The sequence below is a fragment of the Arthrobacter sp. efr-133-TYG-104 genome, from assembly GCF_030208915.1.
In the GTDB taxonomy this organism is placed as follows: domain Bacteria; phylum Actinomycetota; class Actinomycetes; order Actinomycetales; family Micrococcaceae; genus Arthrobacter.
In genome coordinates, this window is the sequence record NZ_JARVTA010000007.1 from 22,729 (window position 1) to 37,415 (window position 14,687).

A 14,687-nucleotide genomic window follows, 5' to 3' on the forward strand; every position below is an offset into this window, starting at 1 on the left:
CCAAAATTGCTCTTCCACAACCGTGCGCCAGGGTCCGGGTCCCGCGAACTCAGACCCATGACAGTCTAGTTACGATCTTTGGTTATCTGCCAATAGTGGTGATCTAAATCATGTGTGTATCCACATTTGGGGCTCGTATTGGTAGCGAGCCACCAGATGCTGGTCTACTTCGTGGGTGCCGGAGCGCCCGGACTGTAGACTGAAATCCTTATGGACAGTAAATCTAGGTGCCGGCCTGGGTACTGTCGGGGGAGCCTCCGGGGCACCTCCGCGCAGCGTGCCCCCCGTGCCGGCAACACCCGTTCACATGCCCATCACAACGTGCCGCCCTTCGCCGCTGCGCAGACGATTTCCCTGCCGATGACCTCCCAAGAATCCGGTGGGGTGCGCTAAGTGGAGTGGTTCCTCCTTCTGGCCGGCTTTGCCTTGATTATTGGCACCGGATTCTTTGTGGCCGTCGAGTTCTCCCTGGTCGCACTTGACCAAGCGAGCGTCCAGCGTGCGGTAGACAACGGTGACGAGGCTGCGGCTCCACTCCTCAGGTGCCTTAAATCCCTCTCCACCCAGCTTTCCAGCTGCCAGCTCGGCATTACGTTGACCACCCTGTTGACTGGTTTCGTCATGGAGCCTTCCGTGGGCCAACTGCTGACGGGCCCCCTTGCGCTGCTGGGCCTCACTCCCGAGGCGGCACGTTCCATCGCCCTCGTGGTCGCAATGGCCATTGCGACACTGCTGTCCATGCTCTTGGGTGAGTTGGTCCCCAAGAACATGGCGATTGCCCTTGCGTTCCCTTTGGGCAAACGCTTGGCGCGTCCGCAACTCGTGTTCACTGCTGTCTTCAAGCCTGCCATCGTGGTTCTGAACGGATTCTCGAACAAAGTTTTGAACCTCTTCGGCCTGGAGGCCAAGGAAGAGATTTCGGGTGCACGGACGCCTGCGGAGCTTGCCTCACTCGTGCGGCGTTCGGCAGAAATGGGAACGCTCGACGCCGGGACGGCAACGTTCGTCGCCCGCACGCTTAACTTCTCCGGGCGTTCAGCTGCTGACGTCATGACGCCCCGCATCCGGATGGAAACGATCGACGCCGACGAGCCGGTTGCGGAGATCCTGAACGCCGCACGACGTACGGGCTATTCCCGTTTCCCGGTCATCGGCGATTCCGCGGATGACATCCGTGGCGTGGTCCACATCAAAAAGGCCGTGGCCGTTCCGGCCGAGCGGCGAGGAAAGCTAGAGGCCGGGGCCATCATGACCGAGGTACTCCGGGTTCCGGAGACGATTCACCTCGATGCGCTGTTGTCGGAACTTCGCGAAGGTAACTTGCAACTCGCCGTCGTGCTTGATGAATACGGCGGAACCGCAGGTATCGCCACGTTGGAGGACTTGGTGGAGGAGATCGTCGGCGAAGTGGCAGATGAGCACGACAAGGTCCGCCCGGGTGTGCTCCAGAGCGCTTCGGGGGACTGGTATTTTCCCGGGCTTCTCCGGCCGGACGAGGTGTCCGAACAGATTCCCAATCTCACCGTTCCGGACGAATCCGCTTATGAGACCGTTGGCGGTTACGTCATGAGCCGGCTGGGGCGTATCGCCAAGGTCGGCGACGTCGTGGAGGTCGACGGCGGCACACTCGCGGTCACGCGGATGGATGGCCGGCGTATCGACCGTATTTGCTTCCACCACATCGAGCAGGAAGATCCGTCGCCTTCGGAGGGCCGGGACGCCGATTCACAAGAAGGTGCGGCATGAACGACTGGGCCGGAATTTTTTGGCTGGTAGTCCTGTTGCTCGGCAACGCCTTCTTCGTGGGCGCAGAATTTGCGGTGATGTCGGCACGCCGGAGCCAGATTGAGCCGTTGGCCTTGGCTGGTTCCAAGAGGGCGCAAACCACTCTTGTGGCCATGGAAAACGTTTCCCTCATGCTGGCCTGTGCCCAGTTGGGCATTACGGTTTGTTCCCTGCTCATCCTTCAAGTGGCTGAACCTGCTATCCACCACCTGCTGGCGGCACCGTTGGAGCTTGTGGGCGTCCCTGTTGAGCTGGCCGACGTCATTGCATTTACGATCGCGCTGCTCTTTGTCACGTTCATGCACGTGACGTTCGGCGAGATGGTGCCCAAGAACATCTCAGTGTCCTTGGCGGACAAAGCCGCGTTGATGTTGGCGCCTCCGCTCATGTGGATCGGCCGCTTCGTCAAACCCGTCATTTGGTCGTTGAACTGGCTGGCAAACCACATCCTGCGGTTGATGAAAATTGAACCCAAGGATGAGGTCGCGTCCTCCTTCACCTTGGAAGAAGTGCAGTCCATCGTCCAGGAGTCCACACGCCACGGCTTGGTGGATGACGACGCAGGCTTGCTCAGCGGCGCGTTGGAGTTCTCCGAACACACGGCAGCCCACATCATGGTGCCGCTGCAGGACCTGGTGGTCCTGAGGACAGCCTCGACTCCCATCGACGTGGAGAAGGCCGTCAGCCGGACCGGCTTTTCGCGCTTCCCCATGGTGGACGACGACGGCGAACTCGCCGGATACCTGCACGTCAAGGACATCCTGTCCATCCCTGAGGAGGGCAGGAGGCATCCCATTGCCGAGGGCCGGATCCGGTCCCTGGCCAATCTTTCTCCGGAGGATGAAATCGAGCGGGCGATGTCAGTCATGCAACGCACCGGCTCCCACTTGGCCCGCGTTTTGGGCCCGGGCGGGGCAACGCAAGGAGTGCTGTTCCTCGAAGATGTGATCGAGCAACTTGTCGGAGAGATCCGGGATGCCACCCAGGCGACCGGGATCAGGCGCTACGGCGTTCCCGAGGCTTAGCCCGTCTGGCCCTAAATAGGAATCATTCCCATTTAGGGCTAGACTCGGAACGTCAGTAAACGTGTTTGATTCTCATTGTGAGTAGATCCGAGGTTCTGTGCGACGCCCAGCCGCCCACCTGTCCATCGTTGCTGCTGCCGGCATGGCAGCCCTCATGCTCAGTTCCTGTTCGGGCAATGCGAGTGGAGCTGGCCAGTCCACTCCGGGAGTGGTGGACGTCGTGACCTCCACCAACGTCTACGGCGACATCGTCCAGGCGATCGGAGGCGACAAGGTCAACGTGAAGGCCCTCATCACCAAGACCAGCCAGGATCCGCACTCTTATGAGGCCAGCGCGCAGGACAAGCTGGCCGTCTCCAAGGCTGGCCTCGTGGTGGAGAACGGCGGCGGATATGACGACTTCGTCCAGAAGATTGCCGACGAGACCAAGATCAGTTCCGATCACGTGGTCAAGGCCGTTGATGTCTCCGGCCTGGAGGCGACGACGCCGTCCGCGGCCGCATCTGCCGACGATGGCCACGGGCACACCAACGGATTCAATGAGCACGTTTGGTACAACATCGATTCCATGGGCAAGCTCGCCGATGCAGTAGCTGCCAAGCTGGGCAAGCTTGACGCGGCATCGGCATCGGCATTTACAGCCAACTCGGCCGCGTTCAAAGCCAAACTGGCAGAACTCTCGGGAAAACTCTCGGTCCTGGAACAGCGCTACAACCACGCGCCCGTGGCGATCACCGAACCGGTTCCGCTGTATCTCTTGGAGGCAGCAGGTTTGGAGAACAAAACCCCCGCAGCATTCAGTGCCGCGGTGGAAGAGGGCACGGACGTCCCGGCCTCCGTGATGAAGGAAACCACTGGCCTCATGGCGAACAAAGGTGTCCGGTTGTTGGCTTACAACGACCAGACCGAGGGCCCGCAAACCCAAGCGGTCAAGCAGGCTGCGGAGGCTGCCGGGATACCTGTTGTGAACTTTTCCGAAACGCTTCCCGACGGCAAGGGCTATGTTCAGTGGATGACTGAGAACGTGGAATCCCTGACGGCCGCACTTGGAAAGTAGCCCTGCCATGACCGGACAACTTTCGACGCCGGCCGTGAGCCTGCGCGGAGCCTGCCTGCAGTTCGGAAAGAGGACCTTGTGGCGGGACCTTGACCTTGACATCAACCCCGGCGAGTTCCTGGCAGTTCTCGGCCCTAATGGGAGCGGCAAGACGAGCTTCCTGAAAGTCCTGCTGGGCCTTCAGGAACTCCATGCGGGCACTGTTTCACTGGCTGGCCATCCGGTGGAGCGGGGAAGCAGGAGCATCGGCTACATCCCGCAGCAGAAATCCTTCGCCCCGGACACTCCCTTGCGGGCCAGGGACTTGGTGGGCCTCGGCCTCGACGGGCACCGTTGGGGCCTGCGGGTTGCAGCCGGAAAGACCAATCGCCGCATCGATGAACTGCTTGAGCTCGTGGGAGCCAGCGACTACGCCAAGGTGTCGGTAGGGCAGCTCTCAGGTGGGGAGCAGCAAAGGCTGCGGGTTGCCCAGGCACTGGCGTCCGAGCCGCAAGTGCTGCTCTGCGACGAACCGCTCCTGTCTTTGGACCTGCACCACCAACAAGCCGTCAGTTCCTTGATCAACAGGGAATGCCACGAACGCAACAGCGCAGTAGTTTTCGTGACGCACGAGATCAACCCGATCATGGACTATGTGGACAGGGTCCTTTATCTGGCAGGTGGCCGGTTCAGGGTGGGCCCGCCCCATGAAGTCATGACCACCGAAGTTTTGTCCGATCTCTACGGCAGCCACGTGGAGGTCATCCACGCCAACGGAAGGATCGTCGTCGTCGGGCTTCCGGACGCAACCACGCACTTCCATGACGACGCGCACGCGGCGGAAGGGCTCTAGATGGACTTCAACAGCATCCTGCACACGGTGTTCAATTTCGAGGACTACGCGGAACTGCTGGGCCTGGTCCAGAACTCCCTATGGGCCGGTGCGGTCCTGGGGCTTCTTGGGGGCCTGATGGGGACCTTCGTGATGAAACGCGACCTGGCTTTCGCCGTCCACGGCATTTCGGAACTTTCCTTCGCCGGTGCCGCCTTCGCCCTGTTGATCGGTGCTGACATCATCCTGGGGTCCCTGATCGGCTCCGTGGCCGCAGCAGTCCTCCTCGGATTCATGGGCGTGCGCGCGAGGGACAAAAACTCGATCATCGGCGTCATCATGCCCTTTGGCCTGGGCTTGGGCATTCTGTTCCTGGCCCTTTACGAGGGGCGGGCAGCTAACAAATTCGGGCTGCTGACCGGGCAGATCGTGTCCGTTGACACCGTTCAACTGCAAGCGCTCGTGGTCACCGCCCTGATAGTGATGATCGCGCTCGCGGCCATTTGGCGGCCGTTGAACTTTGCCAGCGTGGACCCGGAGATGGCGGAAGCCCGGGGTGTCCCTGTGCGGGCCCTCGCCATCGGATTCATGGTGCTGCTGGGGATCAGCGTTGCGTTGTCCATCCAGATTGTGGGAGCCCTGCTGGTGTTGGCCTTGCTGATCACCCCTGCGGCAGCGGCACTGAGGGTGACCACCTCACCGAAACTGGTGGTATTGCTCAGCGTGGTCTTCGCCACGACCGCGACCGTGGGCGGCATCTTGCTGGCACTGGGCAGCAGGATACCCATCAGCCCCTACGTGACAACGTTGTCTTTCCTTACCTACGTGGTGTGCCGAGTGATCGGGAAGGTACGGGCGAACCGGGGACTTAATGGCCGGGTTTCCCGGGAGTTGCCCACAGCAGCGGCCTAAAGTTCCCCAGCTGCCTTTTTCGCCGAGCACTCCGGGCAGAGCCCAAAGATCTCAACCGTGTGCGCAACTTCAGTGAAGCCATGCTCGGCCGCCGTCCGGGCCGCCCACGTCTCGACGGCGGGCGCTTCTACTTCCACGGCCTTCCCGCAGTTGCGGCAGAGCAGGTGATGGTGGTGGCCGGTGACCGCGCAGCGCCGGTACACGGCTTCGCCTTCGCTGTTCCTGAGAACGTCGATGAGACCGTCGTCGGCCAATGATTGAAGGATGCGGTAGGACGTAGCCAGCGACACCGAAATGCCTTTGTTCTGCAGCAACCTGTAGAGCTCCTGGGTGCTGACGAAGTCATCTAGCTCGTCCAATGCGGCGCTGACGGCCAGGCGTTGCTTGGTGACGCGCTGCTCCTTGGCGGCTGCGGCCACCGGCACTGTAGGCCCGCCTGTGGCGGAATGGGTGCCGTGTGGCATTGGAGGACTCACTTCCCGAAAACCGGCAAACGCCGAACTGGCAAACGCCGAATACTGTGAACCCCGATTTTACCAGCAGGAGCGGTCTGGAAACTGTCAGGAAGCGTCCCTAGGCTGTGCACATGAAGCTCACCAAATACACCCACGCCTGTGTCCGTTTGGAGAAGGAAGGACATGTCCTGGTCATCGACCCAGGGACATTTTCCGAGTCGAAGGAGGCCCTGGCAGGGGCACATGCGGTACTGGTTACGCACGAGCACAACGACCATATTGACCGCCCGGCAGTGGTTGCCGCGTTGCGCGAGAACACAACACTGGAGGTCCATGCGCCCGCTGGCGTAGCGGCGGCATTGCGCGAAGACGCTGGTTCCGATGAGGGTATCGCTGCCCGTATCCACACCGCAGAGCCCGGTACGGAGTTTGATGCCGGCGGCTTCAACGTGCGCACCTTCGGGGGCCAGCATGCCCTGATCCATGCACAGATTCCTGTGGTGGCTAACGTCGGGTACCTCGTGGACAGCAACGTGTTCCACCCCGGCGATTCTTTCGTGGTGCCCGATGGAATCCAGGTCAAGACGCTGCTGGTACCCCTTCACGCGCCATGGTCCAAAGTGTCCGAGGTAGTGGACTTTGTCGTCTCCGTCAGGGCACCCCGAGCCTTCCCCGTCCATGATGGGCTGCTCAACGAGCTGGGCAGGGGAGCTGTCGAGGCACACGTGGCGCGCATCGGCTCCCGCTATGGCACGACCTACGAGTCGATTGCTCCCGGCGGAAGCGTGGACGTCTAGACAGGCCACACACCGGTTTCGTGGAACTGGTCCAGGACGGCCTCGTAAGGCAGGGGGTCCAGTCCATGCGCGGCGAGCCAACCGGCGTCGTTATAGCTTCCTGCGTAACGGACGCCGGCGTCGCAAATGAGCGAAACGATGCTGCCGCTGCGCCCCTCAGCCACCATTTGGGCCACCAGTTGCCAGACGCCCCAGAGGTTGGTGCCGGTGGAGGGGCCGGCGTGGATGCCGGTGAATTTCCGCAGGTGGCTCATTGCAGCTATCGAAGCCGCGTCCGGCACCTGGATCATGTGGTCGATGACCGCAGGCACGAAGCTTGGTTCGGACCGCGGCCGTCCGATGCCTTCAATACGCGACGGTAAGCCGCTGACCGCGGCAGCGTTCCCGTCACGCCACGCCGGGTAGAAGGCTGAGTTTTCCGGGTCCACAACAGCGAGCCTGGTGCTATGGCGGTTGTACCGCAGGTATCGGCCAATGGTCGCGCTGGTACCGCCGGTGCCGGCCCCCACGACGATCCATTCCGGGACAGGGTGTTCTTCCATGGCGAGTTGTTCGAAGATTGATTCGGCGATGTTGTTGTTCCCGCGCCAGTCCGTGGCGCGTTCTGCGTAGGTGAACTGGTCCATGTAGTGTCCGCCAGCCGTTCGGGCTGTTTCCTCAGCAACTGCGTACACCTCTGAGGCGTGATCCACGAACAAGCAGGAACCGCCGAAGTCCTCGATCAGTGCGATCTTCTCCGGGCTGGTGGTCTTGGTCATGACGGCGATATATGGCAGACCAAGGAGCCGGGCAAAGTATGCCTCGGAGACCGCGGTACTTCCGCTGGAGGCCTCCACAATGGTGGTCCCTTCCGTGATCCAGCCGTTGACGATGCCGTACAGGAACAACGAACGCGCCAAGCGATGCTTGAGGCTACCGGAGCGGTGCGTCGACTCGTCCTTCAGGTACAGCTGCACGCCCCAATGTTCGGGCAACGGGACGGCGTAGAGGTGTGTGTCCGCAGAGCGGTTGTTTTCGGCTTCGATCTTGCCGATCGCCTTGTTGGCCCACGCTCTGTCCTGAATACACGATTTGCTCACCGGATAAGCCTAGGCTGGAAAACGGCAGCCCGAACACAGTTTCCTGACCGGGGACGCTGACTATTAACCGCCGACGTGGAGGAGAGCCCATGACCACCTTGATGGACGCCGCTGAAGTCCACCGCCGCCTCGCAGCAGGGGAGCGGACCGTACTCTTGGACGTCCGCTGGGTCTTGGGCCGGGCTGACGGCCATGACGAATACCTCGCAGGCCACCTTCCAGGTGCCGTTTACGTTGACCTGCCCACTGAGCTGGCCGATCCCGCGCAGCCTGGCCTCGGACGGCACCCCTTGCCGTCGCAGGAACGCTTCCAAGCGTCGGCGCGCCGCTGGGGCATCAACGACGGCGACACCGTGGTGGCGTACGACAACAGCGGCAGCATGGCTGCTGCCCGTGCTTGGTGGATGTTGCGCAATGCGGGTATCGAGTCGGTCTACCTGCTCGACGGCGGCCTTACCGCCTGGCGCGCAGCGGGCTTCGGTATGGAAACCGGTGACCGGGACGTGGTGCCAGGGAGCGTCAACCTCGCGGAGGCCGGAATGCCGATCATCACCGAGGAACAGGCATCGCGGTGGCACAGCAAAGGTGTGCTGCTCGATGCCCGTGCCGGTGAGCGCTACCGGGGCGAAGTGGAACCTATAGATCCCAAGGCCGGCCACATCCCCGGGGCCGTAAGCGCCCCCACCACCCTCAATCTCGAGGCTGATGGCCGGTTCCTCCCTGCGGCGGCGTTGCGGACGGCCTTCGCGGATTTGGGGATCGATGGTTCCTGCGACGTTGCGGTCTATTGCGGTTCCGGAGTAACGGCCGCCCACCAGATTGCTGCCCTTGAAATCGCCGGATTCCAAGCAGCGCTCTTTCCGGGGTCCTTCTCGCAATGGTCCCAACATGATGCGAACCCTGTGGTTGTTGGAAGCGGGCCCTTTGGCGGCCCCGGGGTAGTGGACGAGATACCGCTGAGCAGCGGTTCAACTGGCACTGGTGCATCAACCGGGAGTAGCGTCGAGGCATGACCCCCGGACGCCCTGTACCCCCGCCCCTTGCCAAACCCATCACTGTTGACACCAGCGAGTCCGCCCCCGGCACACAAATGCTCGCTGCGGCCTATGGAGGAACGTCTCCAGATAGTGGACTCGTTCCGCTGACGGTTGCCCGGCGCGCCCCGAAAGAAGACGATGTCGAGATCGCCATCGAGTTCTGCGGACTTTGCCACTCCGACGTACACGCGGTCCGCGCCGAATGGCGTATGCCTACGTACCCCCTGGTTCCGGGGCATGAGATTGTCGGACGCGTGACGCGTGTCGGTGCCGCCGTCGAGGACTTCGCTCCCGGAGACCGCGTGGGCGTCGGTTGCATGGTGGACTCCTGCCGCGAATGTGAGAGCTGCCTGGACGGACTGGAACAGTATTGTGAACGCGGCAACACCGGCACGTACGGTGCTGCCGACCCCCGGAACGGAGGCGCCGTCACCCAAGGCGGCTATTCGACGTCGGTAGTAGTGGACCGTCGCTTTGTGCTTCGCATCCCCGAAAGTCTCGACCCCGCTGCCGCAGCGCCACTGCTGTGCGCAGGAATCACCACCTTTTCGCCGCTGCGGTATTTCGAAGTGGAAGAGGGTGACTCGGTAGGCGTTGTTGGGCTCGGCGGGTTGGGCCACATGGCTGTCAAGATCGCCAAGGCCATGGGCGCAGAGGTCACTGTCTTCACCACCTCGGAGTCAAAATTCGAGGCTGCCCGTGAACTGGGAGCTGATCGGGTGGTCCTGTCCAAGGATGCCGACGCCATGGCTGCAGCGAACCGCAGCATCGACGTCATCATCGATACCGTGGCCGCGCCCCACGACCTCAATCCCTACTTCCTCACCCTTCGCTTGGACGGTGCGCTCTTCCAGCTTGGGCTGCCCGCTGGCGACATGCCCCCGGTAAGCCCCGGTCTGCTCATCAGGCGCAGGCTCGCCTATGCAGGTTCCCTCATCGGGGGCATCGCCGAAACCCAGGAGATGTTGGATTTCTGTGCCGATCATGGGGTGGCCAGCGAGATTGAAATCGTTGCTGGCGATCAGTTGAACGAGGCGTATGACCGGATGGTTGCCGGCGACGTCAAGTACCGTTTCGTGCTCGACGCCTCAACCCTCCACCAACCATCGGAGAAGGCGGACGTATGAGCACGCTGTTCACCAAGATCATCAATGGGGAGATCCCTGGCCGCTTTGTTTGGAAGGATAAGGACGTAGTGGCCTTCCTGACCATCGCCCCGCTCACCCAAGGCCACACCCTGGTGGTGCCCCGGGAAGAAGTCGACTCCTGGACCCACGCGAGCCCGGAGCTTCTGGGGAAGGTCATGGATGTGGCCCAGAGCATTGGAAAAGTCCAGGAAGAGTTGTTTTCCGCAAAGCGCGTAGGCGTCCTGATGGAGGGCTTCGAGGTGGACCACCTGCACGTGCATGTATGGCCCGCCTATTCCACAGCGGACTTCGAGGTGCATAACGCCGACCACAGTCCGGACCCGGCGGTCATGGACGCCACGGCCGTCAAACTGCGGGCTGCCCTGCGTGCGGCAGGCCACCACGAGGCTGTCCCGGCAGACTGAGCCGTGCATGTGAAATATCCCGGCTGAGATATCCCGGCGGTGCTGATCCAGCACCGCCGGGATTTTTCGTTGTCCCCTCAGGCTCCGTTGTCCCTCAGGCGGGGTTTCCCGTCAGGCGGGGGCCAGCGCGTGGTTCAGTGCGGTCCTGATGCGCTTCTCGGAGACGGAGTACGCCGTGCCGAGCTCCACTGCGAAGAGGCTCACACGCAGCTCTTCGATCATCCAGCGCACCCGGGTTAACTCGGGGTCTGTCCGGCGCCCGGGCAGCAGGGCCGACACCGCGTCGTCGTAGTCGTCCTCCAAAGCTTGGATGACGGCCATGTTGAGGCTGTCACGTTGGACGTTCCCCGGAAGCTTCTCCAGCCGCTTCTCGATGGCCTGCAGGTATCGCGGCAGCTGGCTCAACTGGGCGTAGCCCGTCTGTGCCACAAAACCAGGGAAGACCAATTGCTCCAACTGGCTCTTCATGTCATTGAGGGCGCTGATGAGTGGCAGGCTTGAACTGGCCTTAAGCTGCTTCTGGATTCTTCGCGTACTGGCCAAAACACGCTCGACGACGGCGGTCACCGTGAACACCGTATCGATCAGTTCCGCCCGGACAGCTTCGTACAGGTCATCGAAAGCCTGTTTGTCCCAAGGGAGGGCCTGGGGGGTGAGCTTGTCGATGGCGGCCAGTGCGCAATCAGCGATCAACGCACTCACGGAGCCGTGCGGGTTCTGGCTGAAGGTGAGCTTTTCCGTATTGCTCAGGTGCTCCAGCACGTATCGGTCCGGTGAAGGAATACGAAGGGCCAGGAGACGGATCACGCCACCACGCATCGCAGCTTCCTGTTCCTGCCGGGTCTGGAAAACCCGGAGGGCCACGGACTTGCCTTCGTCCACGATCGCGGGGAAACCGGTGACGTCGTGTCCTTTCACCGTCCGGGTGACCTGGCGGTCCACTGTGCCGAAGTCCCATGCGGTGATGCCTGTGCGCTCGGAGACCACACCGTCAGTGCTGGGACCGGCGTTGGCCGTGCCCGTCGTCGGGGGTTGGGAGTTCGAAGCGCCTCTTCCCGTGCCGGCCTTGGCCCGCGTCGTCGTCGCGGGGGTGGCACCGAGGGATTCAGCAATGGCACGGCGCGTGGCCGGGGCCAGCCTTTCCTGCAGGGCTGATAGGTCTTTGCCCTCGTCCAGAACCTTGCCCTTGCTGTCCACCACCTTGAAACTCACGCGCAGGTGTGGGGGCACGGCTTCCCAGTTCCAGGAGCCGGGTGGAATGACGTGGCCGCGGAGGCGCCGCAGGACAAGTTCCAAGGATGGTTCCAGCTCGTCTGTGGCCGGGTTGAAATCCGCCTCCAAGGCCGCCGTCGCCTGCCGTGCAACGTCCGGGGCCGGCACGAAGTTCTTACGGATCTGCTTGGGCAACGATTTGATGAGCGCCGTCACCAGTTCTGTTCGCTGCCCTGGGATCTGCCAGCGGAACGGCGCGTCATCGAGTTGGTTCAAGAAAAGCACCGGAACTTCCGCCGTGACGCCGTCGGACGGGTTGGGCGCCGAGCCCGGTGCCACGGGGCGGAATTCGTAGCTGAGGGGGAGTTCAAAGCCTTTGTGCAGCCAGGTCTTGGGATACGACGACTCGTCCAGGGATTCGGCGTCTTCGCTCATCAGGAACGATTGGTCGAAGTCCAACAACGCGGGATCTGTTTGGCGGGCGTCCTTCCACCATTTGTCGAAGTGCCTTTCTGACACAACGTCCTTGCCAACCCGGGCATCGTAGAACTCGAAGAGCGTTTGGTCGTCAACGAGGATATCGCGGCGCCGCATCCGGGTTTCGAGTTCCTCGATCTCCTGCAGCAGGGCCCTGTTCCGGTGGAAGAACTTGTGGTGGGTCTTCCACTCGCCCTCCACCAAGGCATGGCGGATGAACAGTTCCCGGGAGAGGTCCGGGTCGATCCGGCCGTAGTTGATCCTGCGGCTGGGAATGATCGGAACGCCATACAAGGTGACTTTTTCGTGGGCCATGACCGCGCCTTGGCGGGAGGACCAATGGGGCTCACTGTACGAACGCTTCACCAAATCCGGAGCCACCTGCTCAACCCACAGGGGATCGAACTTCGCGGCAACCCTGGCCCATAACCGGCTGGTTTCCACCAGCTCGGCGGCCATGACGAATGCGGGGGATTTCTTGAACAAGGCCGAGCCTGGGAAGATCGCGAACCGGGTGCCGCGTGCACCGGCATATTCGCGCTTCCGCTCATCCAAGAGACCGATGTGGCTCAGCAGCCCCGACAACAGGCTGATGTGGATGCTTTCGTGATGGCCCACTGGATCGGCCTCGCGCTTGGCATCAAGCGTGATGCCCAACGGCTTGGCTAGTTGCCGAAGCTGGGTGAAAAGGTCCTGCCACTCACGGACACGCAAGTAATTGATGAACTCGTTGCGGCACAGTTTCCGGAATTGGGTGGAGGACAACTCACGTTGCTTCTCCTGGACGTAGTTCCAGAGGTTAAGGAACCCCGTAAAGTCCGAGTTTTCGTCCCGGAAACGGGCGTGTTTCTCGGCGGCGAGCTGCTGCTTGTCCGTCGGCCTCTCGCGCGGGTCCTGGATGGTGAGCGCGGCGGCGAGGATCATGACCTCGCGGACACAGCCCCGTTTGCCAGCCTCAACAATCATGCGGCCCAGACGCGGGTCCACGGGAAGCTGCGCGAGTTGATGTCCGACGGCGGTCAGGCCGCTGCCGCTGCCCGTCCGGCCGTTACGGCCTCGGCCGCTATTGCCGTCCTCGTGGCGATCCTGGGTTGCGGGGGTGACGCCGTTGGCTTTGGGCGTGTTCAGTGCGCCCAATTCGCGCAGGAGCGTCACGCCGTCGTTGATGGCGCGGGAGTCCGGTGGCTCGACGAACGGGAAGTTCTCCACATCCTTCGGGCCTCGTGCTACGCCCATGGCGGTCATCTGGAGGATAACGGCGGCCAGGTTGGTCCGCAGGATTTCGGGGTCGGTGAATTGGGGACGGGATTCGTAGTCCTCCTCCGAGTAGAGGCGGATGGCGATGCCCTCGGACACGCGCCCACAGCGGCCGGAACGCTGGTTTGCGGATGCCTGGGACACGCGCTCGATGGGCAGGCGCTGGACTTTCGTCCGGTGCGAGTACCTGGAGATCCGGGCGGTGCCTGTGTCGATCACGTATTTGATCCCGGGCACGGTCAGTGACGTCTCGGCTACGTTCGTGGCAAGGATGATGCGGCGCTTGCCGTTGGGGTTGAAGACCCGGTGCTGTTCCTGCAGGCTGAGCCGGGCGAAGAGGGGGAGGACTTCGGTCCCCGCCAGCCGCCTGTTGCTTTGGATGCGGCCATTGATTGCTTCAGCGGCGTCCCGGATTTCGCGTTCGCCCGAGAAGAAAATGAGGATGTCCCCGGGGGCTTCCTTGGCGAGCTCGTCCACGGCGTCGCACACGGCATCCAGCGGGTCCCGGTCCTCTTCCAGCTCATCGTCCGAGCCGGCATCGTCCGCTCCGGCTTCGTCCGTGCGTGCGGGCTGGGACAGCGGGCGGTACCGGATTTCCACCGGGTAGGTGCGGCCGGAGACCTCGATGATCGGAGCGGGCTGATCGTCGCTGCCGAAGTGTTTGGCAAATCGTTCCGGGTCGATCGTGGCCGAGGTGATGATGACCTTGAGGTCGGGCCGCTGGGGCAGGACGCGCTTGAGGTAGCCCAGGATGAAGTCGATGTTAAGGCTGCGCTCGTGTGCCTCATCGATGATGATGGTGCTGTACTTGCGCAACAGCTTGTCGCGCTGGATCTCGGCGAGGAGGATGCCATCGGTCATCAACTTGACCTTGGTCGCCGCGCTGACCTCGCCAGTGAACCGGACCTGGAATCCGACCTCCTGGCCCATTTCGACGCCGAGCTCCGAGGCTATGCGTTCGGCAACGGTGCGTGCCGCGAGCCGGCGTGGCTGTGTGTGCCCGATCAGGCCCTTCTCTCCCAGCCCAAGTTCCAAGCACATTTTAGGTATCTGCGTGGTCTTACCTGAACCGGTCTCGCCGGCGATGATGGTTACTTGGTTGGCGGCGATGGCCGCCATCAGATCCTCGCGGCGCTCTGAGACGGGCAGCTCGGCAGGGTAGGAAATTTGAAGTGTCATGGCTGCTGTCAGTCTACTGCTGCGGCCGCATGGGTGCCCTACCGGGGTCGCT

At 62.3% G+C, this 14,687-nt stretch carries 12 protein-coding genes; 9 read left to right on the forward strand and 3 right to left on the reverse strand.

Going from position 1 to position 14,687, the window contains the following annotated elements:
• The first annotated feature begins 393 nt into the window (after positions 1-393).
• The 5 genes from QRN04_RS07140 (at position 394) to QRN04_RS07160 (ending at position 5,590) form a co-directional block, all read left to right on the forward strand.
• The gene (locus QRN04_RS07140; protein ID WP_284975321.1) at positions 394-1,746 is read left to right on the forward strand and encodes a hemolysin family protein; all 1,353 of its coding nucleotides are present in this window, start codon (positions 394-396) and stop codon (positions 1,744-1,746) included.
• The gene (locus QRN04_RS07145; RefSeq protein ID WP_284975322.1) at positions 1,743-2,810 is read left to right on the forward strand and encodes a hemolysin family protein; all 1,068 of its coding nucleotides are present in this window, start codon (positions 1,743-1,745) and stop codon (positions 2,808-2,810) included. The genes QRN04_RS07140 and QRN04_RS07145 overlap by 4 nt, the downstream gene beginning before the upstream one ends.
• A gap of 97 nt (positions 2,811-2,907) precedes the next feature.
• Positions 2,908-3,867 (forward strand): metal ABC transporter solute-binding protein, Zn/Mn family, encoded by a 960-nt coding sequence (locus QRN04_RS07150; protein ID WP_284975323.1) that lies wholly within the window; start codon positions 2,908-2,910, stop codon positions 3,865-3,867.
• Positions 3,868-3,874: 7 nt separating this feature from the next.
• Positions 3,875-4,699 carry a metal ABC transporter ATP-binding protein gene (locus tag QRN04_RS07155; protein ID WP_284975324.1) on the forward strand — a complete coding sequence of 275 codons (825 nt, stop codon included), beginning with the start codon at positions 3,875-3,877 and terminating at the stop codon, positions 4,697-4,699.
• Positions 4,700-5,590, forward strand: a complete 891-nt coding sequence (locus tag QRN04_RS07160; protein WP_284975325.1) for a metal ABC transporter permease — start codon at positions 4,700-4,702, stop codon at positions 5,588-5,590.
• Here the strand turns inward: QRN04_RS07160 and QRN04_RS07165 are convergent.
• Positions 5,587-6,054: a Fur family transcriptional regulator gene (locus QRN04_RS07165; protein WP_284975326.1), complete on the reverse strand. Its 468-nt coding sequence runs from the start codon at positions 6,052-6,054 to the stop codon at positions 5,587-5,589. The two genes, QRN04_RS07160 and QRN04_RS07165, sit on opposite strands and share 4 nt — an antisense overlap.
• Before the next feature lie 122 nt (positions 6,055-6,176).
• On the opposite strand from QRN04_RS07165, the gene QRN04_RS07170 reads away from it, so the two are divergent.
• Entirely contained in the window at positions 6,177-6,842 is a 666-nt protein-coding gene (locus tag QRN04_RS07170) for an MBL fold metallo-hydrolase (protein WP_284975327.1), read from the forward strand.
• On the opposite strand, the gene QRN04_RS07175 is transcribed toward QRN04_RS07170, so the two are convergent.
• A complete protein-coding gene (locus QRN04_RS07175; protein ID WP_284975328.1) occupies positions 6,839-7,921 on the reverse strand; it encodes a PLP-dependent cysteine synthase family protein in 1,083 nt (360 codons plus the stop codon). The genes QRN04_RS07170 and QRN04_RS07175 overlap by 4 nt on opposite strands.
• An 89-nt stretch (positions 7,922-8,010) precedes the next feature.
• On the opposite strand from QRN04_RS07175, the gene QRN04_RS07180 reads away from it, so the two are divergent.
• The 3 genes from QRN04_RS07180 to QRN04_RS07190 are packed head-to-tail and all read left to right on the forward strand — an operon-like array spanning position 8,011 to position 10,510.
• The gene (locus QRN04_RS07180) at positions 8,011-8,934 is read left to right on the forward strand and encodes a sulfurtransferase (RefSeq protein WP_284975329.1); all 924 of its coding nucleotides are present in this window, start codon (positions 8,011-8,013) and stop codon (positions 8,932-8,934) included.
• Positions 8,931-10,085: an NAD(P)-dependent alcohol dehydrogenase gene (locus QRN04_RS07185; protein ID WP_284975330.1), complete on the forward strand. Its 1,155-nt coding sequence runs from the start codon at positions 8,931-8,933 to the stop codon at positions 10,083-10,085. Before QRN04_RS07180 ends, QRN04_RS07185 begins: the two co-directional genes overlap by 4 nt.
• Positions 10,082-10,510 carry an HIT family protein gene (locus tag QRN04_RS07190; protein ID WP_284975331.1) on the forward strand — a complete coding sequence of 143 codons (429 nt, stop codon included), beginning with the start codon at positions 10,082-10,084 and terminating at the stop codon, positions 10,508-10,510. Before QRN04_RS07185 ends, QRN04_RS07190 begins: the two co-directional genes overlap by 4 nt.
• A 111-nt stretch (positions 10,511-10,621) precedes the next feature.
• Here the strand turns inward: QRN04_RS07190 and hrpA are convergent, their stop codons facing one another.
• The gene (hrpA, locus tag QRN04_RS07195; RefSeq protein WP_284975332.1) at positions 10,622-14,635 is read right to left on the reverse strand and encodes an ATP-dependent RNA helicase HrpA; all 4,014 of its coding nucleotides are present in this window, start codon (positions 14,633-14,635) and stop codon (positions 10,622-10,624) included.
• Positions 14,636-14,687: the final 52 nt, after the last annotated feature.

Coding starts and splice junctions, on each gene's coding strand:
- QRN04_RS07155 (WP_284975324.1), top strand. CDS start 3,875: ATGACCGGACAACTTTCGACGCCGGCCGTGAGCCTGCGCGGAGCCTGC.
- QRN04_RS07190 (WP_284975331.1), top strand. CDS start 10,082: ATGAGCACGCTGTTCACCAAGATCATCAATGGGGAGATCCCTGGCCGC.
- QRN04_RS07160 (WP_284975325.1), top strand. CDS start 4,700: ATGGACTTCAACAGCATCCTGCACACGGTGTTCAATTTCGAGGACTAC.
- QRN04_RS07170 (WP_284975327.1), top strand. CDS start 6,177: ATGAAGCTCACCAAATACACCCACGCCTGTGTCCGTTTGGAGAAGGAA.
- QRN04_RS07185 (WP_284975330.1), top strand. CDS start 8,931: ATGACCCCCGGACGCCCTGTACCCCCGCCCCTTGCCAAACCCATCACT.
- hrpA (WP_284975332.1), bottom strand. CDS start 14,635: ATGACACTTCAAATTTCCTACCCTGCCGAGCTGCCCGTCTCAGAGCGC.
- QRN04_RS07145 (WP_284975322.1), top strand. CDS start 1,743: ATGAACGACTGGGCCGGAATTTTTTGGCTGGTAGTCCTGTTGCTCGGC.
- QRN04_RS07165 (WP_284975326.1), bottom strand. CDS start 6,054: ATGCCACACGGCACCCATTCCGCCACAGGCGGGCCTACAGTGCCGGTG.
- QRN04_RS07180 (WP_284975329.1), top strand. CDS start 8,011: ATGACCACCTTGATGGACGCCGCTGAAGTCCACCGCCGCCTCGCAGCA.